Origin of the sequence: Nocardia speluncae NBRC 108251, assembly GCF_001613245.1 — a bacterium.
Taxonomy (GTDB): Bacteria; Actinomycetota; Actinomycetes; order Mycobacteriales; family Mycobacteriaceae; genus Nocardia; species Nocardia speluncae.
On the sequence record NZ_BDBZ01000009.1, the window covers coordinates 168,485 to 186,260 of the forward strand.

The 17,776-nt window shown below is 66.3% G+C and carries 16 protein-coding genes and 1 pseudogene; 13 read left to right on the plus strand and 4 right to left on the minus strand.

Annotated elements, in window-relative coordinates:
• Positions 1 to 98: 98 nt before the first annotated feature.
• On the minus strand, positions 99 to 1,112 hold the full coding sequence (locus NS6_RS12925; RefSeq protein ID WP_084471009.1) for a pseudouridine synthase: 1,014 nt from the start codon (positions 1,110 to 1,112) through the stop codon (positions 99 to 101).
• Between the two features lie 51 nt (positions 1,113 to 1,163).
• Positions 1,164 to 1,865, minus strand: coding sequence for a siderophore-interacting protein (locus NS6_RS12930; RefSeq protein WP_068040986.1), 702 nt, complete (start codon positions 1,863 to 1,865; stop codon positions 1,164 to 1,166).
• A 321-nt stretch (positions 1,866 to 2,186) separates the two neighbouring features.
• On the opposite strand from NS6_RS12930, the gene NS6_RS12935 reads away from it, so the two are divergent.
• From NS6_RS12935 to NS6_RS12950, 4 genes are all read left to right on the plus strand, one after another.
• Positions 2,187 to 3,239, plus strand: a complete 1,053-nt coding sequence (locus NS6_RS12935) for an AMP-binding protein (RefSeq protein ID WP_068040988.1) — start codon at positions 2,187 to 2,189, stop codon at positions 3,237 to 3,239.
• 244 nt (positions 3,240 to 3,483) lie between these two features.
• Positions 3,484 to 4,776 (plus strand): SidA/IucD/PvdA family monooxygenase, encoded by a 1,293-nt coding sequence (locus NS6_RS12940; RefSeq protein ID WP_068040990.1) that lies wholly within the window; start codon positions 3,484 to 3,486, stop codon positions 4,774 to 4,776.
• 63 nt (positions 4,777 to 4,839) lie between these two features.
• On the plus strand, positions 4,840 to 5,781 hold the full coding sequence (locus tag NS6_RS12945; protein ID WP_068040992.1) for a methionyl-tRNA formyltransferase: 942 nt from the start codon (positions 4,840 to 4,842) through the stop codon (positions 5,779 to 5,781).
• Between the two features lie 70 nt (positions 5,782 to 5,851).
• Positions 5,852 to 10,333: a non-ribosomal peptide synthetase gene (locus NS6_RS12950; protein ID WP_068040994.1), complete on the plus strand. Its 4,482-nt coding sequence runs from the start codon at positions 5,852 to 5,854 to the stop codon at positions 10,331 to 10,333.
• A gap of 53 nt (positions 10,334 to 10,386) precedes the next feature.
• On the opposite strand, the gene NS6_RS12955 is transcribed toward NS6_RS12950, so the two are convergent.
• Positions 10,387 to 12,426 carry a M13 family metallopeptidase gene (locus tag NS6_RS12955; RefSeq protein ID WP_210747418.1) on the minus strand — a complete coding sequence of 680 codons (2,040 nt, stop codon included), beginning with the start codon at positions 12,424 to 12,426 and terminating at the stop codon, positions 10,387 to 10,389.
• Positions 12,427 to 12,887: 461 nt separating this feature from the next.
• Here NS6_RS12955 and rplN point away from each other — a divergent pair, with 461 nt between their 5' ends.
• The 9 genes and pseudogenes from rplN to NS6_RS13000 all read left to right on the plus strand — a co-directional run bounded on the left by rplN (position 12,888) and on the right by NS6_RS13000 (position 17,025).
• Positions 12,888 to 13,256, plus strand: a complete 369-nt coding sequence (gene rplN, locus NS6_RS12960; protein WP_058857048.1) for a 50S ribosomal protein L14 — start codon at positions 12,888 to 12,890, stop codon at positions 13,254 to 13,256.
• A gap of 1 nt (position 13,257) precedes the next feature.
• Entirely contained in the window at positions 13,258 to 13,575 is a 318-nt protein-coding gene (rplX, locus tag NS6_RS12965) for a 50S ribosomal protein L24 (protein WP_068040996.1), read from the plus strand.
• Position 13,576: 1 nt separating this feature from the next.
• Positions 13,577 to 14,140, plus strand: coding sequence for a 50S ribosomal protein L5 (gene rplE / locus NS6_RS12970; protein ID WP_068040997.1), 564 nt, complete (start codon positions 13,577 to 13,579; stop codon positions 14,138 to 14,140).
• 3 nt (positions 14,141 to 14,143) lie between these two features.
• A complete protein-coding gene (locus tag NS6_RS12975) occupies positions 14,144 to 14,329 on the plus strand; it encodes a type Z 30S ribosomal protein S14 (protein WP_014349101.1) in 186 nt (61 codons plus the stop codon).
• Between the two features lie 189 nt (positions 14,330 to 14,518).
• A complete protein-coding gene (locus tag NS6_RS12980; protein WP_068040999.1) occupies positions 14,519 to 14,752 on the plus strand; it encodes a helix-turn-helix domain-containing protein in 234 nt (77 codons plus the stop codon).
• The gene (locus NS6_RS12985; protein WP_068041001.1) at positions 14,749 to 15,630 is read left to right on the plus strand and encodes a type II toxin-antitoxin system HipA family toxin; all 882 of its coding nucleotides are present in this window, start codon (positions 14,749 to 14,751) and stop codon (positions 15,628 to 15,630) included. Before NS6_RS12980 ends, NS6_RS12985 begins: the two co-directional genes overlap by 4 nt.
• 51 nt (positions 15,631 to 15,681) lie before the next feature.
• Positions 15,682 to 15,810, plus strand: a pseudogene (locus NS6_RS35820) (uS14 family ribosomal protein); the annotation flags it as partial.
• Positions 15,811 to 15,980: 170 nt separating this feature from the next.
• On the plus strand, positions 15,981 to 16,406 hold the full coding sequence (locus tag NS6_RS12995; protein WP_157112742.1) for a hypothetical protein: 426 nt from the start codon (positions 15,981 to 15,983) through the stop codon (positions 16,404 to 16,406).
• Between the two features lie 283 nt (positions 16,407 to 16,689).
• Positions 16,690 to 17,025: a hypothetical protein gene (locus NS6_RS13000; RefSeq protein ID WP_068041005.1), complete on the plus strand. Its 336-nt coding sequence runs from the start codon at positions 16,690 to 16,692 to the stop codon at positions 17,023 to 17,025.
• 64 nt (positions 17,026 to 17,089) lie between these two features.
• Here NS6_RS13000 and NS6_RS13005 read toward each other — a convergent pair whose 3' ends face one another.
• The gene (locus tag NS6_RS13005; protein ID WP_068041064.1) at positions 17,090 to 17,725 is read right to left on the minus strand and encodes an MBL fold metallo-hydrolase; all 636 of its coding nucleotides are present in this window, start codon (positions 17,723 to 17,725) and stop codon (positions 17,090 to 17,092) included.
• Between the last annotated feature and the right edge of the window lie 51 nt (positions 17,726 to 17,776).

Sequence of the window (17,776 nt, forward strand, 5' to 3'; positions counted from 1 at the left end):
TCGAAACCAGCTCGCCTGGTTGGTCCGAGATCGATCGGCCCTGGGCGGTCCGGAGTGGTCGCCCCAGCACCGCGGCCTGGGGTTCGGTTCACCGGCCTTCAGGCCGGCCCACCGGCATGGCCTGATCCCGGTCCACCGGCGTGACCAGGGGCCGGAGCGGCGGCCTCGGCGAGCACCGCCGGTCCGGCGGCCCACCCGTCGGGGTCCGTCCATGCTTGGAGCGATCGCCTGGTTTCGAACCGCCGGAGCTCACCGGTGTGTGGATCGGTGAATTCCAGGGTCGCGGCCAGCAGCTGGAGCGGGCGGCGGTAGTCGTCGAGCTGTTTATCGGTGAGCACCGGGTAGAAATCGTCGCCGAGGATGGGGATACCGAGCGAATTCATATGCAGGCGCAGCTGGTGGGTGCGCCCGGTCGCCGGGTGCAACCGGTAGCGGCCGAGTTCACCGCGCCGTTCGAGAAGTTCGATGCGGGTGCGTGCGTTCGGCGGGCCCGCAACCTCCTGTGCCGCCAGGATGTGTTTTTCCTTGATGATCCGGCTGACCAGCTCGACCGGGAAATCCAGGCCGGGCCGGAATCCGGCCACGGCCTCGTATTCCTTGCGGACGTGTTGGCGCTGGAACATCGTCTGATAGGCGCCGCGAGATGCCGGATCGATCACGAACAGCATCAGCCCGGCGGTGGCGCGGTCGAGGCGGTGCGCGGGAATCAGATCGGGCAGGTCGAGTTCGCGGCGCAGTTTGACCAGCGCGGTCTGCAGAATATGGCTGCCGCGCGGGATGGTGGCAAGGAAGTGGGGTTTATCGGCGATCAGGATGGTGTCGTCGCGGTAGACGATCGGAATATCGAACGGGACCGGGTGCTCGGCGGGGAGGTCGCGATGGAACCAGACCGCGCCACCGGGAACAAAGGGGGAGTCGAGGCCGAGCGGGCCTTCCAGATCGACGATCTCGCCGGCGCGCAGCATTTCGTCGATGCGGGCGGGTTCGACTCGCGGCAATCGGTGGATCAGATGCTCGCGCAGGCTCGGCCAGTTACCTTCTTCGGGGAGCCGTAGCCGGGCCGGGTCGAGCCCGTACCGCTTCGGCAGCGGGGGCTGCTGCCTTCTTCGCATCGTCGCAGCATAGTCGGCGCGACCCGGGCGGCTTCGGGGTGGACCGGTCGGCTATTTCCAGTAACCCTGTGCTTTGATCTGGGTTTTCGGCAGCGTGCCGCGCAGAGTTTTCACCACGGCGCGGGTGGTGGCGGCATCGCAGGCGACCCACGCGAACGCATCCCGGGCGACGGTGAGTCCTTGGGCTGCCTCGCGTATGGCCCGGCCGTCGTCGACGCGCTGGAGCCAGGTCACCGTGTGGTGCGGTTTGTTGCGTACCGGCAGAGTGGGGTCGGATTCGTATTGCCATTCCAGCCATACCCGTGCCGGTGTGTTGCCGATGGCTTCGAGCAGGGTGTTCACCGCAGGTAGCGACGCGCTGTCACCGAAGATCACGTATTCGCCCGGGGTGGTGGCGGGCAGCTCGAAGTTCGAGCCCAGCACGGAGGTTTCGATGACCTCGCCGATCTGTGCGCGCTCGGCCCATGCGCCGGCCGGGCCGGTGTGGACGGCGAATTCGATGTAGAAGTGGTCGTTGCCGGGGTCCTGGTCGATCAGGGTGTAGCCGCGGTGGTGGAGTTTGTCGGTTTCGGCGTCCGGAATCCACAACCGGATGAACTGGGTGGGATGAACGGGATGGTCGTTCAGCAGCCCGCCGGCAGTGAAACCGATGCGGATGTATTTGTCGGTGATCCGCTCGGTGGTAGTGACTGTCAGCCGGTAGTCCTCGGCCCGCCACACCTTCATGATTACGCCATTACCGCCTCTACCCATGCAGGTTAGCGTAACCTAACTTCGATGTGGTGTCGGGGTTTGTCGAGACTCCTTGCCGGGGCGGGGAGTCCGTCCGTTTGCGTGTATCGGACGGATCCTGTTCGCGCGACATTGGTGAAGATGTTAGCTTAGCCTAAGCGAATTGTGAGATGAAAATGGAAGATGCTTGTATGGAGAATCCCACTCTCGCAATGTAAGGTAAGCCTAAGTGTAAGGGTGTCAGGGTTCGGTGGTGACCGTGCCGAGCAGTGAAGCGGGAGCGGTGGTGAGCGATCCGATGGTGGTCGGTGCCCGAGTGCTGCCCGCGCCAGGAGGTGACCGATGACCGTCGTCGACGATATCCGGGGAATCGATTCGCTCGTCGTTGCGAGCCCGACAGCCGGTGAACGGGAACGCATCCTGGGCGAATGGGCCACCGGTGTCGAACCGTATGACCTGTCCCCACTGGTTACCGTGATCCGGCACGGTCATATGGTGCCCGGTACGCGGGTTGCCGCCCGCTGTGGCGGCGATGTGGTGACCTACGGTGAATTGTTCGGCCGGCTCGATGGGATCGAAGGGGTACGTGGTTCGTCCGCGCTGCCCACCCCCACCGGACTCGCCGCGCTGCTCGCCGAATTCGTCACGGCCTCCCGGGTCGGTGCCGGCCGTTTCGGTTGCGCCGGTCTGCTGCTCGGCGCCGATGCACTCGCGGTAGCCGTTGCCGACCGCCGCGGTGTCGCCGCCGACCGCCGCCTGCGCCGGGTCGATCCCGCGATGCGGCCCGCGGACGTCCGGCTGCTGGCACTGCCGTGGGGCGATCCGCAGAACACGGTCGACCTGCTGGCGGCCTGGTCCTCGGGTGCGTCGGTCGTGGTGCCGACCGAAGCGCAGCGCCGCGACCCGGCTGCACTGGCCGCACTCATCGAGACCCACGCGGTATCGCAGATAGTCGCCGAGGCCGAACTTCCGATCTGTCTCGCCGAGTCCGGGGCAGACCGGATGCCGACCGTGGCGCGCTGGGATCTGGTCGGCACCGATGGTGGTTCGGCGCTGCCGGATGCGGTGCGCCGGTTGTCGCCGGATGCGGTGGCGACCGTCGCCTATCACGCCTCTGCCTACCTGGGTGCAGTCGCGCGCGGGCCGCTGGCGGCGACCGCCTGGACCCGTCCGGTGCCCGGTGCGAAGGTGCTGTTGCTGGATGAGGGCCGGTTGGTTCCGCCGGGTGTCGTCGGTGATGTTCACGTCGGCGGCCGCGCGCTGGGGGCGGAATTCGCCGGTGATCTCGAACGTGAGCGGTTCGTCGGTGATCCGTATGAACCCGACGCGCGCCTGTTCCGGACAGGTCATCGGGGCTGGTGGACCTCCGAGGGTCGGTTGATCATCGAATCCTGAGCGCGGCGGGCTGTGCTTTGGGGCTGCTCGCGAATCGCGCCTTAGGTCCCGGTATTCGTGCTGTTCACAGGCTTTTCGGCTGAGCATTCGCGTTATTCTCCGATCGGACCGAAGGTTTCGTCACCCAACCTGATGTAAGGTAAGCCTATGCGAACTCGGGTGGTTCGGCCTGTCCCGTGCGACAGGCGCCGCCGTGTAGAACGAGGCGCGACGCCATCGGGCTGTCGGGAAAGTGGGAGAACCAGTGGACAGACTTCTGGTGGTGGGTGCGGGCCCCAAAGCCATGGCGGTTGCGGCCAAGGCGTATGTGCTGCGCGAAATGGGTCTGCCGGCGCCGCATGTCACCGTGGTCGAACCCGATGCGGTGGGCGGGAATTGGCTGGCGACCGGCGGGTGGACCGACGGCAGGCACCGGCTGGGGACCAGCCCGGAGAAAGATATCGGCTTCCCGTATCACTCGACCTGGGCGCGCGGCCACAATCACGCCGTCAACCAGGCCATGATGGGCTTCGGGTGGACGGCCTTCCTGATCGATCGCGGCACCTACGCGGAATGGGTGGATCGCGGACGGCCGAGTCCGGAACACAACCTCTGGGCGAAATATCTACAGTGGGTGGCACGTAAGTCCAGGGTGGAAGTGGTGCGTGGCCGGGTGCGCACCATTCGGGCGGAGGGTGCCGGCTGGCGGGTCACTGTAGAAGGTGCGGACGGGGAAACCGCCGAGATCGACGCGCAGCGGTTGATGATCACCGGTCCGGGTGACAGCAGGCGGGCGCTGGCCGAGCATCCGAAGCTGTTGAGTATCGCCGACTTCTGGGATCTGGCGGGTAGGCGGAAATTGCCGGCGTCCTCCCGGGCCGCGGTGATAGGTGGCGGTGAGACAGCGGGTTCGGCCATGGACGAACTGGTCCGCCATGATGTGCTGACGGTGTCGGTGATCTCGCCCGCGGCCACCATCTACACGCGGGGTGAGAGTTATTTCGAGAACTCGCTGTTCAGCGATCCTGCCAAATGGCGGGCCCTGAGCGTCGCCGAACGCCGGGATGTGGTGCGGCGGACGGACCGGGGCGTGTTCTCGGTGCGGGTGCAGGAGACGCTGCTCGCGGACAACCGGGTGCATCATTTGCAGGGCCGGGTGGTCCGGGTGGCCGATCAGGGCGACGGGGTGGCGCTGACCTTGCGTAACGACTCCCGGCCCGATCAAACGCACGCCTTCGACCTGGTGGTCGACGCGATCGGCGGTCAGCCGCTGTGGTTCCTGGACCTGTTCGACGACGAGGTTGCGGACCTGTTCGAACTGGCTGTGGGCGGCCCGGTCACGCAGGCGCGGATCGAGGCCGTGATGGGGTTCGATCTGACGGTCGAGGGTTTACCCGCGAAGTTGTACCTGCCCAATATGGCCGGTTTGGCGCAAGGGCCGGGATTCCCGAATCTCAGTTGCCTGGGCGAACTTTCCGACCGGATCTTGGCGAGCGCACCGGCACTGGCGGGCACGGCGGCGCACTCGGAACTGCCGGAGCACGTCCGGACACACTGACGAGCCTTACCTAGGCTAGGCTTGCCTTACTTTTACCCAGCAACATATAGATGAGGTTCGTTGATGCGTATCGTGTCGTTCGGGTTCCAGACCTGGGGCCGAAAGACTCTGCAGGCGCTGATCGATTCCGAGCACGAGGTGGTGCTCGCGGTCACCCATCCCGCCAGCGAGGATTCCTACAAGGGGATCTGGTCGGATTCGGTGGAGGAACTGGCCCGCGAACACGGGATCCCGGTCCATCTCACCGAACGGGCCGATACCGAGACGATCGACCTCGTCAAACGCGCCGAACCCGATGTGATCGTGGTGAACAGCTGGTACACCTGGATGCCGCCCGAGCTGTACACCATGCCCACCCACGGCACCCTCAACCTGCATGATTCGCTGCTGCCGAAATTCACCGGTTTCTCCCCGGTGCTGTGGGCCCTGATCAGCGGAGCCGACGAATTCGGCCTGACTGTGCACCGGATGGACGAACAGCTCGACACCGGCGACATCCTGGTGCAGCATTCGCTGCCCATCGGCCCGGACACCACCGGCACAGAGCTGGTACTCGCCGGGATGGAACTCATTCCCGGCGCGGTGCACGAAGCGCTGGAAGCACTCGCCTCCGGCACCGCGCAGTGGCGCCCGCAGGACAAAGCCGCCCGCACCTATTTCCACAAGCGTTCCGACCGGGACAGCCGGATGGACTGGAATCAGCAGGCCCCGGATCTCGAACGTTTCGTCCGGGCACTGTCCGCGCCCTACCCCCGCGCATTCAGCCACTACCGCGGCGAGCGGATCGAGGTCCTGGAATCCAGTGTGTCGGCGGCCCGCTACGGCGGCACCCCGGGCCGGGTCATCGTGCAGGAGGGCGGCGGAGTCGTGGTGTGCGGACCGGACGCCTACCGCGGTGACAACCACGGCCTGTTGATCACCCGGGTCCGCGCGGCCGACGGTGCGGAGCACAGCGGTGCCGAATTCTTCCGGCGCGGTGGATATCTGACCGATACGCCGGAGTAGCGCCCGCCCGGCCGGTGCCCACGCGCCGGCCGGAGCAGCCGATCGAACGAGTACAGGGCCGGAGAGAATCATGTCGATCATCGCCAACGACGCGAACCGTGCGGCCCGGCCGGACGAAGGCGACCGGACCCCGCCGAACCGGTACCCGCTCTCGTCCGGGCAACGCCGCGCCTGGTTCCTTCAGACGCGCGACCCCGGCGATACCGCGCTCAACCTGCCCGTCGGCTACCGATTGCAGGGCTCGCTGGACAGCGAACGGCTTCGCGCCGCCGTACAGTCCGTCACCGATCGGCACGAGATCCTGCGCACCACCTACGGCCTGGACTCCGACGGCGAACCGTATCAGCAGGTGCGCACCGACCTGCTCCTGCCATGGCAGGAGCACGATCTGCGCGACCTGGCGGCCGAACCCGCGCGCCGCCGAGCCGAGGTGCTCACCCGGCGGGCACTGGCCAGGCCCTTCGACCCGGCCGCCGAAACACCACTGCGGGTGACGCTGATCCGCCTTGCCGCGAGCGAATACCTGCTGTTGCTGGTGGTGCACACGATCGCCTGGGATGACGAATCGGCATCCATATTCGCCGCCGAACTGTCTGTCGCGTACAACGACACGACCCTGGCGCCACCACCGGTGCGGTTCATCGAACAGTTCGGCGAAGCAGCGGGCGGCGACGACCGGGAGTACTGGCGGCAGTCCCTGACTCCGCTGCCGGAGGCGCTGGAACTACCCGGTCGGCCCGCGCCGCGCGGGGCCGGGCCGGCAACGGTCGAACATACGTCGCGACCCCTGCCCGCGACCCTGCTCGACCTGGCCCGAGAGGCCGCCGCCGGGGCCGGGACCGACGAAACCACCGTGCTGCTCGCCGCTTTCGCCGCCCTCGTACATCGCTATACCGGCGCCGATGATTTCCTGGTGGCCGTGCCCGCCAGTACCCGCGGTCTGCGAGCGGCCGGGGTGATCGGCTATTTCGGCAACACCGTCCTGATCCGTGCGACCCCACGGCCCGAACAGAGCTTCGCCGAATTCCACGCCGGCCTCGCCGCCACGGTTGCCGGTGGCCGCGCGCATCGCCGAATCGGTATCGACGAGGTGGTCCATGCGGTCAATCCGGACCGCACGGGCGCGCGGGACGGGTTGGCACAGTTGGCGCGGATCGGGTTCGGCATACGCGAGCCGATCGCCGTACCGGAACTGGCCGGTGTGCGTGCGACCCTGGAGACGTCCGGTTCACCGGATGCGCCGGTGCCGCTGCGGATCACAGTGGTGCTCGACCGGGACCGCCCGCGGCTGGTTGCCGATCACCGCTCCGAACAACTGGACCGGCCGCTGGTCGAGCAACTACTCGGTCACTATGTCCAGCTGCTGGACAGTGTCCTGCACGATCCGGGCGCCCGGATCGGCGAACTCGATCTGTTCGGTCACCGCGACCGGGCCGCGCTGCTCGCGCGATCGCACGGTGCGCTGGTCCCCCACGCTCCGGCGACGCTCGTCGCGCTGGTAGAAGAGCGTGTCGCGGCCGCGGGGGACGACGCCGCCGTGGTGGCACCCGCAGCGGCGGGCGGCGCGGATCTGGAACTGAGCTACCGCGAACTCAACGGCCGGGCGAACAGGCTGGCCCGCGAACTCGTCGCCCAGGGCATCGGCACCGACGATCTCGTCGCCGTGCGAATCGCGAATTCCGCCGAGTTCGTGGTGGCGGTGCTGGCGGTGCTGAAGGCGGGTGCTGCCTACTTGCCGATCGACCCGGCCTACCCGGAGCAGCGGATCGACTTCCTGGACCGGGATGCGCGGCCACGGCTGGTGCTCGGCCGCGCCGAACTGGCGGCCGCCGAGGAGCGGGCGGCCGGTCTGCCCGGCCACGACCTCTCCGATATCGAACGGGTGCGGCCACTTCGTCCAGGCAACCTCGCCTATGTCATCTACACCTCCGGTTCGACGGGGACGCCGAAGGGGGTCGGTGTCGCACACGCCGCGATCGCCGAGCACCTGCGTGGTTTCGGTGCCGAATGGGATATGACGGCGCAGGATCGGTTGTTGCAGTCGTCGTCGGTCAGTTTCGATGCCTCCCTGCTCGATATCTTCCTCACCCTGTCTCTCGGCGCCTGCCTGGTGATTCCGAAACCCGATGCGCTGCGCGATATTCCGTATATCTCGGAACTGATCGGCCGGTACGGGGTGACCGTGCTGCATATGGTGCCCTCGCTGCTGAGTACCTTCCTGATGCTGCCGGAGGTGACCGAATGGCGTGCACTGCGCCGAGTGCCGGTGGGTGGTGAGGCGCTGCTCGGTGAGGTGGCCGATCGCTTCGCCAGGGTTTTCGACGCGGAACTGCGCAACCACTACGGTCCGACCGAGGCCGTGGTGTCGGCCACCCATCTGACTGTGCGCGGGCCACAGGGCGCCGGGGTGGTCCCCGTCGGAGTGCCCAACCGGAATGTTTACGTCTACCTGCTGGACAACCGGTTACAGCTGGTTCCCGACGGGGTGCTCGGCGAGATCTACCTCGGTGGTGCGCAGCTGGCTCGCGGCTACCTGCACCGCGCCGGCTTGACCGCCGAGCGGTTCGTTGCCGACCCTTTCCACCCCGGGCAGCGGCTGTACCGGACCGGTGATCTGGCGCGGCGCAACAGTCGCGGTGAGATCGAATTCGCCGGCCGTGCCGACGAACAGGTGAAGGTTCGCGGGCACCGGATCGAATCCGGTGAGGTGCAGGCGGCGCTGTCCGCGCATCCCGGAGTCGGGGCCTGTGCGGTGGTCGCGTTCCAGGAGCCGGTCACCGGAACGGGGCTGGCCGCCTATCTGGTGCCTGCCGCGGGAGCACTGGATGTAGCCGAAGTCCGTGCGTTCGCCGCGAAATCGTTACCGGACTACATGCTGCCCACCGCGTGGGCGGTACTCGCGGAAATTCCCCTCACCGAACACGGCAAACTCGACAAACGCGCACTGCCCGAACCGCGCCGGTTCGCCACCGGCGAGCGACGTCCGCCGAGTACGCCCACCGAGATCCGGCTGGCCGAATTGTTCGGCGCACTCTTCGGCTGCGCGGAGATCGGCGCCGATGATTCGTTCTTCGAACTCGGCGGGCATTCGCTGCTGGCCAACCGGTTGATACTGCTGATCCGGGAGGAGTTCGGCGTCGAGATCGATGTGCGTGCGCCGTTCGACACTCCGACGGTCGCGGGGCTGGCGGCGCTCGTCGACGCGACACCGGTCACCGCGACGGGCCGGCCCGAACTGGATCGCCGCCCGCGGCCCGAGCGAATCCCGCTGTCCTACAACCAGCGAGCTGTCCTGGCCGGTGGCGATATCGGCCCGGCCCGGCTGGTGGCCCACCTGGACGGCCCGCTGGACCGGGACGCGCTCACAGCCGCTGTTCACGATGTGTTCGAGCGTTACGAGATTCTGCGGACGGTCCCGGCCACCGCGGACGACGAGTGGTACCAAGCCGTTCGCCCGGGACCGCTACCCGATCCGGCAGTGATCGAGGTCGTCGAGCAGCAGTGGCCCCGGCCGGCGCCCCGGTTCGATCGTGCGGCGGGACCACTGCTGCATCCTCGGCTCGGCATCCTCGGCCCGGACCAGCACGTCCTGGAACTGACGGCCGACCGGCTCGTGGCCGACGAAAGGTCGCTGCGGATCGTGCTCACCGACCTGGCCACGGCCTACCGGAGTCGCGTGGGTAACGGGTCGGCGCCCCGCTGGTCCGGACCGGCCGTCGATTACGCCGACTACACGCTGTGGCAGTCGGCAGTCGTCGAATCGGCGGGACCGCAGCTGGAACAGTTGCGAGCGGGGCTGCGCGGGCTGCCCGATCTCTCGGCCTCCCCGGTTGCCGTGCCTGCGCGGTCGGCAGAGTTCACGGTGCCCAGCGCGTTGCGCCGGCGGTTACGTGCTCACGCCGAGACGGTCGGTGCCTCCGAATACATGCTCTACCAGGCGGTGGTCGCCGCCCTGATGCACGCCCTCGGAGCGGGCGTCGATATCGCGCTCGGGGCACCGCTGTCCGGCCGGGCCGACAGTGCCGTATCCGAGGTGGTCGGGCCACTGTCCGCGGCCGTGGTACTGCGCCACGATCTCTCGGGCGACCCGGCTCTGCGCGCCGTTCTGGACCGGGCGCGCGGTACCGCGTTCGGGGTGTACGGCGGCCACGACATGCTGATCGACGGGGTCGCGGCGGCCGTATGCCCCGGGCGCTCACCGTACGACCTGTGCCGGGCCGTCGTGGATTTCGGCGAACTCTGCCCGCCACAGCAGTTCTGGCTGGACGACGAGGTGGCCGCGCGGATCACCGACTCCGCGCCCGGTATCGCCCACCGGCTTGCCTTTGCGTTCGGCTCCGCGGGTGACGGTGGCCTGCACGCCACGGTGCGCGCCGAAGCTGCGCGCCACGATCAGCAGACCGTCGAACTGCTGGCGCGGTATCTCGAAGAGCTACTCACGACCTTCGTCGAATCACCCGATCTACCGGTATCCGAGGCAGTCGCGCTCGACGCGACGCGGGCACTCTGGACGGCGGACGGCGGCCTGTCCCTGCAACCTCCCGGTTCCTGACGCGCGGAGGTCTTCGAACCCTGAGCGGGGAGCGCGGTCGCTCCCCGCTCAGCTCACAGCTCGACCCGCTGGTCCTCCGGGAGGAACAGGGCGTCGGTTTCGGCCACGCCGAATGTCCGGTAGTACTCGGCGATATTGCGCACCACCTGATTCACGCGGAACTCGTCGGGGGCGTGCGTATCCCCGTGGAGCAATCGTTCGGTGTACTCGGGTGTCGTCTTCGAACGCCAGATCCTGGCATACGACAGGAACATGGTGTGGTAGTCGGGTGGCGATATCCCCGCCCGCTCCTCGGCCAGCCGGAAGGCGGTCAACGCGATCTGTAAACCGCGCAGATCAGCGAGGTTCTCACCGACGGTCAGTTCACCGTTGACGTGCTGGTCCGGCGCGAGGCCCTCCGGCACCAGCGCGTTGTACTGGTCGACGAGTTGTTTCGACTTGGCGTCGAACGCGGTGCGATCGGCGGGGGTCCACCAATCCCGCTGGTTACCGTCACCGTCGAACTTCGAACCCTGATCGTCGAAGCCGTGCCCGATCTCGTGCCCGATCACCGCGCCCACCCCGCCGTAGTTGACCGCGGGCACAGCATCCTTGTCGAAGAACGGCGGCTGCAGGAACGCGGCGGGGAAGACGATTTCGTTCGAGGTGGGGGAGTAGTAGGCGTTCACCGTCTGCGGCGAGGCACTCCATTCGGATTTGTCCACCGGCTCCCCGAGTCGATCGAACGAGCGCTTCACCTCGAAATCATTGATGGCGCGCAGGGATTCGATCAATTTCCCGCGAGTGACCGTCAGTTTCGAATAGTCCACCCACTTGTCGGGGTAACCGAGTTTGAGGCCTATCTTCTCCAATTTCTCGATCGACGCCTGCTGCGTTTCCGGCGACATCCAGGACGAATTCGTGAAGTTCTCCCGGTAGGCGGCCATCAGGTCATCGACCATGACCTGCACCCGCTCCTTGGCTTCCGGCGGGAAGTACTGCTCCACATACAGCTTTCCGAGCTGTTCGCCGAGGTTGCCGTCCACCGTGCCGACCGCGGATTTCCACAACTCGGGCCGCTGCTGCAAACCGGACATGAGGCGGCCGTTGAAATCGAAATTGGCGTCCGACAGTTCCTTGGGCAGGAACCGTGCGTAGGTCTGCAGAACCGACAGTTTGAGATATTCGCGCCACACCGCGATATCGGTGGCAGACCAGATCTTGCCGGCCTCGGTGACGAAGGACGGCTGGTTCACCACCAGCTTCGCGAACAGGTCGCGCGGGCGGTCGGTGATCCCGGCCAGCCAGGGCTCCCAGTCGTACCCCGGCGCCAGCCCGGTGGTTTCCGCCCAGGTCATCAGGTTGTAGGTGGCCTCGGTATCGCGATTGCGCACATTGTCCCAATGAGCGGCGGCGATCCGGGTCTCCAGATCGATCTGCCGGGCGGCGATCGCGGCGGGGTCGGATAGGTTCGCAGCCTTGGCGAGGCGTTCCAGATAGGTCCGGTAACCGGCGAGTTCCTCGGCGAACTGTGGATCGCGATAGTACTGCTCGTCCAGGCCGATTCCGGCTTGGCCGATCGAGGCGATATAGGCCGAAGAATTCTTCCGGTCGGTACTCACGCCGATACCGATCAGCCCGCCGATCGGCAGCCGCCCCATCACCTCTGCGAGAGCAGGTTTGTCTTTCGCGGCATCGATCTCGGCGAACATCGAATCCAGCGGCGTCAATCCGAGCTGTTCGATTTCGTCGAGGTTCATCCGGGCGTCGAACAGATCGCGGATCTGCTGGGCTTCGCTACCCGGCTCGGGATCACCGATGCCCTCGATGATCTGCCGCAACTGTGCCTGGGTGCGCTCCGCGGCCTCGCTGAACGCGCCGTAGGAGGTCTTGTCCGGCGGCAACTGATACTCACGCAGCCATTTGCCGTTGACATGCCGGTACAGATCGTCCTGCGGCCGGACCGCCGGGTCGGAGCCGTCCATGTCCACACTGACCAGCCGCGCCGGCTCCTCCTCGGCGCAGGAGGCCAGCCACGCGGCCGCGGGGACCAGCCCCAGGGCCACCAGGAACGAGCGGCGGTCGAGCACGAACCGGCGATCCGACGATTTCAAACCAAACCTCTCCCCGATGCGGAACCCGCACCTCACCTAGGCGAACCAGCCTCATGAGGCTACCGGCGCCGAGCCTCGGCGTCGCGCTCGGTGATCGAGCGTTTCCGGACCGCCGTTCCTTTCCCATATTGTCGCCGTCGGCCGGGCGCCGCCTGGCCGGAGCGGTCGAGTTCTTCGAGTTCCTGAGACGGGGTATGCACGACCTGCGCGACCAATGGCGCGAGCAGCAGCGGGCCGGCAGACGGAGGTGCTGCATGGCCCCGATTTCCCCCCGAGCTGGGGATTCGCTATTCTTGACCGGTTGCCTGTGGGCCTCGAGCCCGCGATTCGGCCGCGAACCCCCGGTGGTTGATCGCGTAGATCAGATGAAACCACTGGTAGGCGCGCGTTCGGGTGGTAACAGACCATGCCCGTCGGGTCGGCAATCCGGCGTGCTTTACGTCCAGGTCGAGGAGGCTGAAGTGATTCAGCAGGAGTCGCGGCTGCGCGTCGCCGACAACACGGGTGCCAAGGAGATTCTCTGCATCCGCGTTCTCGGTGGTTCGTCGCGCCGCTATGCCGGTATCGGCGATGTCATCGTCGCCACTGTGAAAGAAGCGATCCCCGGCGGCAACGTCAAACGGGGTGACGTGGTGAAGGCCGTCGTGGTGCGCACCACCAAGGAACGGCGTCGTCCGGATGGTTCCTACATCCGTTTCGACGAGAACGCTGCCGTGCTCATCAAGCCGGACAACGACCCGCGCGGCACCCGCATCTTCGGCCCGGTCGGCCGTGAGCTGCGCGACAAGAAGTTCATGAAGATCGTTTCGCTGGCCCCGGAGGTGCTCTGACATGAAGGTGCACAAGGGCGATACCGTGCTCGTCGTCTCGGGTAAGGACAAGGGCGCCAAGGGCAAGGTCATCCAGGCCTTCCCGCAGCAGAACCGGATCCTGGTCGAGGGCGTGAACCGGATCAAGAAGCATGTCGCGAACTCCGCGAACCTGCGCGGCGCGTCGTCGGGCGGCATCGTTACCCAGGAGGCGCCCATCCACGTGTCCAACGTGATGGTCGTCGACTCCGACGGTAACCCGGCCCGGATCGGCTACCGCACCGACGAAGAAACCGGCAAGCGGGTTCGGATCTCCCGTAAGAACGGGAAGGACATCTGATATGACCACCACTGAGAAGATCCAGCCGCGGCTGAAGGTGCGCTACCGCGAGGAAATCAAGGACGCGCTGAACGGCGAGTTCGAGTACGCCAACGTCATGCAGATCCCGGGCGTGGTCAAGGTCGTTGTCAACATGGGTGTCGGTGACGCTGCCCGCGACGCCAAACTGATCAACGGCGCGGTCGAGGACCTGGCCCTGATCACCGGCCAGAAGCCGCAGATCCGCAAGGCCACCAAGTCCATCGCGCAGTTCAAGCTGCGTGAGGGTATGCCGATCGGCGCGAAGGTCACCCTGCGTGGCGACCGGATGTGGGAGTTCCTGGACCGCCTGGTCTCGATCGCCCTGCCCCGTATCCGCGACTTCCGCGGCCTGTCGCCCAAGCAGTTCGACGGCAACGGCAACTACACGTTCGGCCTGAGCGAGCAGTCGATGTTCCACGAGATCGATGTGGACAAGATCGACCGCCCGCGCGGTATGGACATCACCGTTGTTACCACCGCGACCAACAACGAAGAAGGCCGTGCCCTGCTGAAGCACCTCGGCTTCCCGTTCAAGGAGAACTGAGACATGGCCAAGAAAGCACTGGTCAACAAGGCCAACCGCAAGCCGAAGTTCGCCGTTCGCGCCTACACCCGCTGCCAGCGCTGCGGCCGGCCGCACGCGGTGTACCGCAAATTCGGCCTGTGCCGTGTGTGCCTGCGCGAGATGGCGCACCGCGGCGAGCTGCCGGGCGTGCACAAGAGCTCCTGGTGAGCTGATCCCGGCCGGCGTCGCCCGGCCGGGATAAACACCATAGAAAAGGACCCGAGCCACGGCTCGGGTCCTTTTCGTGCTTCGAGGGATTTGATCGTGAAACTGCGATCATACCCTTTGATCGTGAAAACGCGATCAAAGGGTATGATCGCGAAATAGCGATCATGGACCGAGTTGTGGGAGGTGGCGATGGCACATCGACGGGCCCGGATCCGAAGTCCCCATGATTTCGGGCTGGCGATCCAGCAGGCGCGTCTGGGCCGGGAATGGTCCCAGCGTGATCTGGCCGAGAAGGCGGGCTACCCACAGAGCGTGATCAGCGATATGGAGAACGGTAAGCACACCCGTTACGCGGAGCGCCTGTTCGAGCTGCTGTCCGAGTGCGAGATAGCTATCCACGCCGAGTGGGATGACACCGAGTGAAGCGGCTCGGAGTCGAGCTCTACGGAGACCTCATCGGCACGCTGCGCGGCGCCGACAGCACGACCTTCGATATCCGGGCCGACCCGGACGCGATCGAGCGATACGGCGTCAACAGCCGGATCCTTTCCGCTGCGATACCGCTGACTCCGAAACCGAACCGGGCAAAGGCCAAGCACCGGCGGAACTTCTTTCGAGAATTACTGCCCGAAGGAGATCAACTTGCCGCTATGAACGCGGCGGCGGGACTTGCTTCCGGCGATGTACTGGGCTTCCTGTCCCGGTATGGCCGTGATATCGCGGGTGCACTCCAGATATGGGATCTGGACGATCCGAATGAACCCCCCACCCCTGAACTGCTACCCGTCACCGCAGCGCGTGTCCGCGAACTACTCGACGAACCTTTCGTGTATCCGCTGGCGAATCGCCCGGCTGTGGGCAAGACATCGTTGGCCGGAGTTCAGCCGAAGATAGTGCTTGCCCGGACAGACGACGGATGGGCGCAAGCTGTCGGTGGCGCCCCATCGACGCATATCTTGAAGCCGGTCGTACGGCAGCACCCCACGCTGATCTATGACGAGGAGTACGGGGCCCGGCTAGCCCGTGTTCTCGGGCTGGCCTCCCATGACACCTGGATGGCGACATTTGCTGGTACGCCTGCCCTGGTCATCGAGCGCTGGTTGCGAGCTGGGGTTTGCGATCTGCGGCAGAGCTGGTCGACGAAACTCTCGCTGCTGTCGCGGAGGCTGTCGAGCTGGAACACCCGCACCCTCAGGCCGACCCACGGGTCCATCCGAGCGTGCGGCAGTTCACTGCGAACCTCCGCAGCGAACGCCCAGCGGGGATGCGCCCCGACTGAGACTGCGGGAGTGTGCCGGTAGTACGTCGATGTTCCACGAGGTCGATGTGGACAAGATCGATCGTCCGCGGGTATGCGCATCGCCGACAAGGCCGACCGCAAGCTGCGGTTCGCCGTTCGCGCTTACATCCGCTGCCGGCCGCACGCGGTGTACTGCAAGTTCGGCCTGTGCCGTGGGTGCTTGCGTGAGATGGCGCACCGCGCGAGCTGTGGCACCGAGGGGGATCGCATTCGCGTGCCACCGGTTCCGGATGGTGGAGGTTCGAGTGTGATCGCTGTTCGGTAGCTGTCGCGGTGCGGGCCGACTCGTTCCCAGTGCCGGAAATGTCCCGGTTGTCCCGGTGTGGAAATCGCCCCCTAGTATCGGCGGTTGTGAGGCGTATAGGGCTGCCACCGAATCTGGTGCGGGTTGCCGTTCTGATATTCGCCGCCGCGGTCCTCACACTCGGACTGCACGACAGTCGGGACCCGGAAAACGCGCAGTCCGAAAATCTTTCGTTCCTTCACGCGGTGGTCGCCGCCGACGAACGGGTCGGTCCCGTCATCTCGGAGTCCGTCATCTCGGAGCCCGCGGGCTCGGGCGGGCAGATCGTGCACTGCCCCGATCACTGTCCCCGTGCCTCGGCTGTTCGTCTGCGACCGGGTTACCTCTGGTACGGGGTCCTGTTGATCGCCGGACTGCTGATCGGCGGTTCCTGTTCCCTCGCGTGGTACGCCCGGCCGCGTGCTACCCGCCGAACTGTTACCGGCGCGGCGGGCGCGGAGTTGTTGCTGCGTCTCTGCGTCTGTCTTCGCTGAAATGCTGGTGGTGGGTACAGGATTCGCTGCCCACCGCCGCGTCGTTCCTGCGTGAACGGGTTCCGCCCGGCGCTGTGCGCGGGCGGGGCTGCCGGGAATGCGGGGCGTCACGTTCGTCCGGCTCGGATGTGTGGCCGGAGGTAATTGCCGACGAGAAGGGGCGGCCATTGCTTCCTGTGCCTCAGGAGCGGACCCGGGCGTCCTATTCGTGCCGACGGTAATGCGTCGACGCGAATCCGTCAGTGCAACAACCATTTGCACAAAAACTCAGGAGATATCTTCCGTGAGAACTCTCACACCTCTGATCGCTCTCGCCGCCCCGATCGGCTGCCTGGTCTTCGGGGCCGGCACCGCATCGGCGGTGACGACGGAACAGGCGCCGAATTCGGTCACGGTGAACTTCACCGACGCGGAGGCACGCATGATCGATACGCTCAATCTGGGGCCGGTCCTGGGTGCGCTGCCGCCCAACTTCACGCCGGAGGCGAAACAGCGTCTCGGGGAGAGTCTGGCCGAATATGCCGGTCGTGCCGCCCGTGCCCCGGGGTCGACGCTGTCGGTGATCATCGATCAGCCGGTGGGTACGCCGCCTGGTGTCGGGGTGACCGTTATCCGGTGATCCAGTGAGCACGGGGCACCGCTCGGTCCGGATGGGCCGAGCGGTGCCCGTGCGCAGAGGGTCGTCAGGAGAGTGCGGCACGGGCTTCGTCGAGATGGGATTGCCAGGCGTCGCGGTCCACATGGTGGTAACCGGGTGTCCCGTTGACGAAAGCGCTCGACACCACCATGTCCGGTTGCACGGTGGCGAGTGTGTCCAGGGCTGCGAACAGGCCGTCTTTATCGCTGTATCCCGGGATGTATCCCACACGCCAGCCCTCGGCGTAGCGCAGCAGGGTGTCGCCGGTGAACAAGTAGCGGCGGCCGTTGTGGCCGGGCACCAGATAGCAGGTGCTGCCCGGCGTATGGCCGGGTGTGGGAATCACTTCCACGCCCGCATCGTCCACGCCTCGCTCCGATACCGCGATATCGATCGGTGCGTGGGCCCCGATTTCGGCGGCTTCGGCGGCCGGAGCGTACAGGCGGCTGCCGAAGCGCCCGGCGACGGTGCGCAGCATGGGTCCGGCTTCGTCCTGGTGGCTCAGATACTGGCGGGCGACGCCACCGAGCTGTTCGAGCCGATCGAAGTCCTGGTCGCTGCCGGGGGAGTAGAAGAGGATGTTCTGTCCGGAGGGTGGGGTCCACAAGTAGGCGTGGGTTCGCGGCCCACCGGGGACGATGAACTCGCGGGTTTCCCAGAGATCGGGCGTCACCTGCTGCATGGTCGGTTCGGTGGGGCCGGTTTCCCGGATCGTTTCGGTACGCATGACACG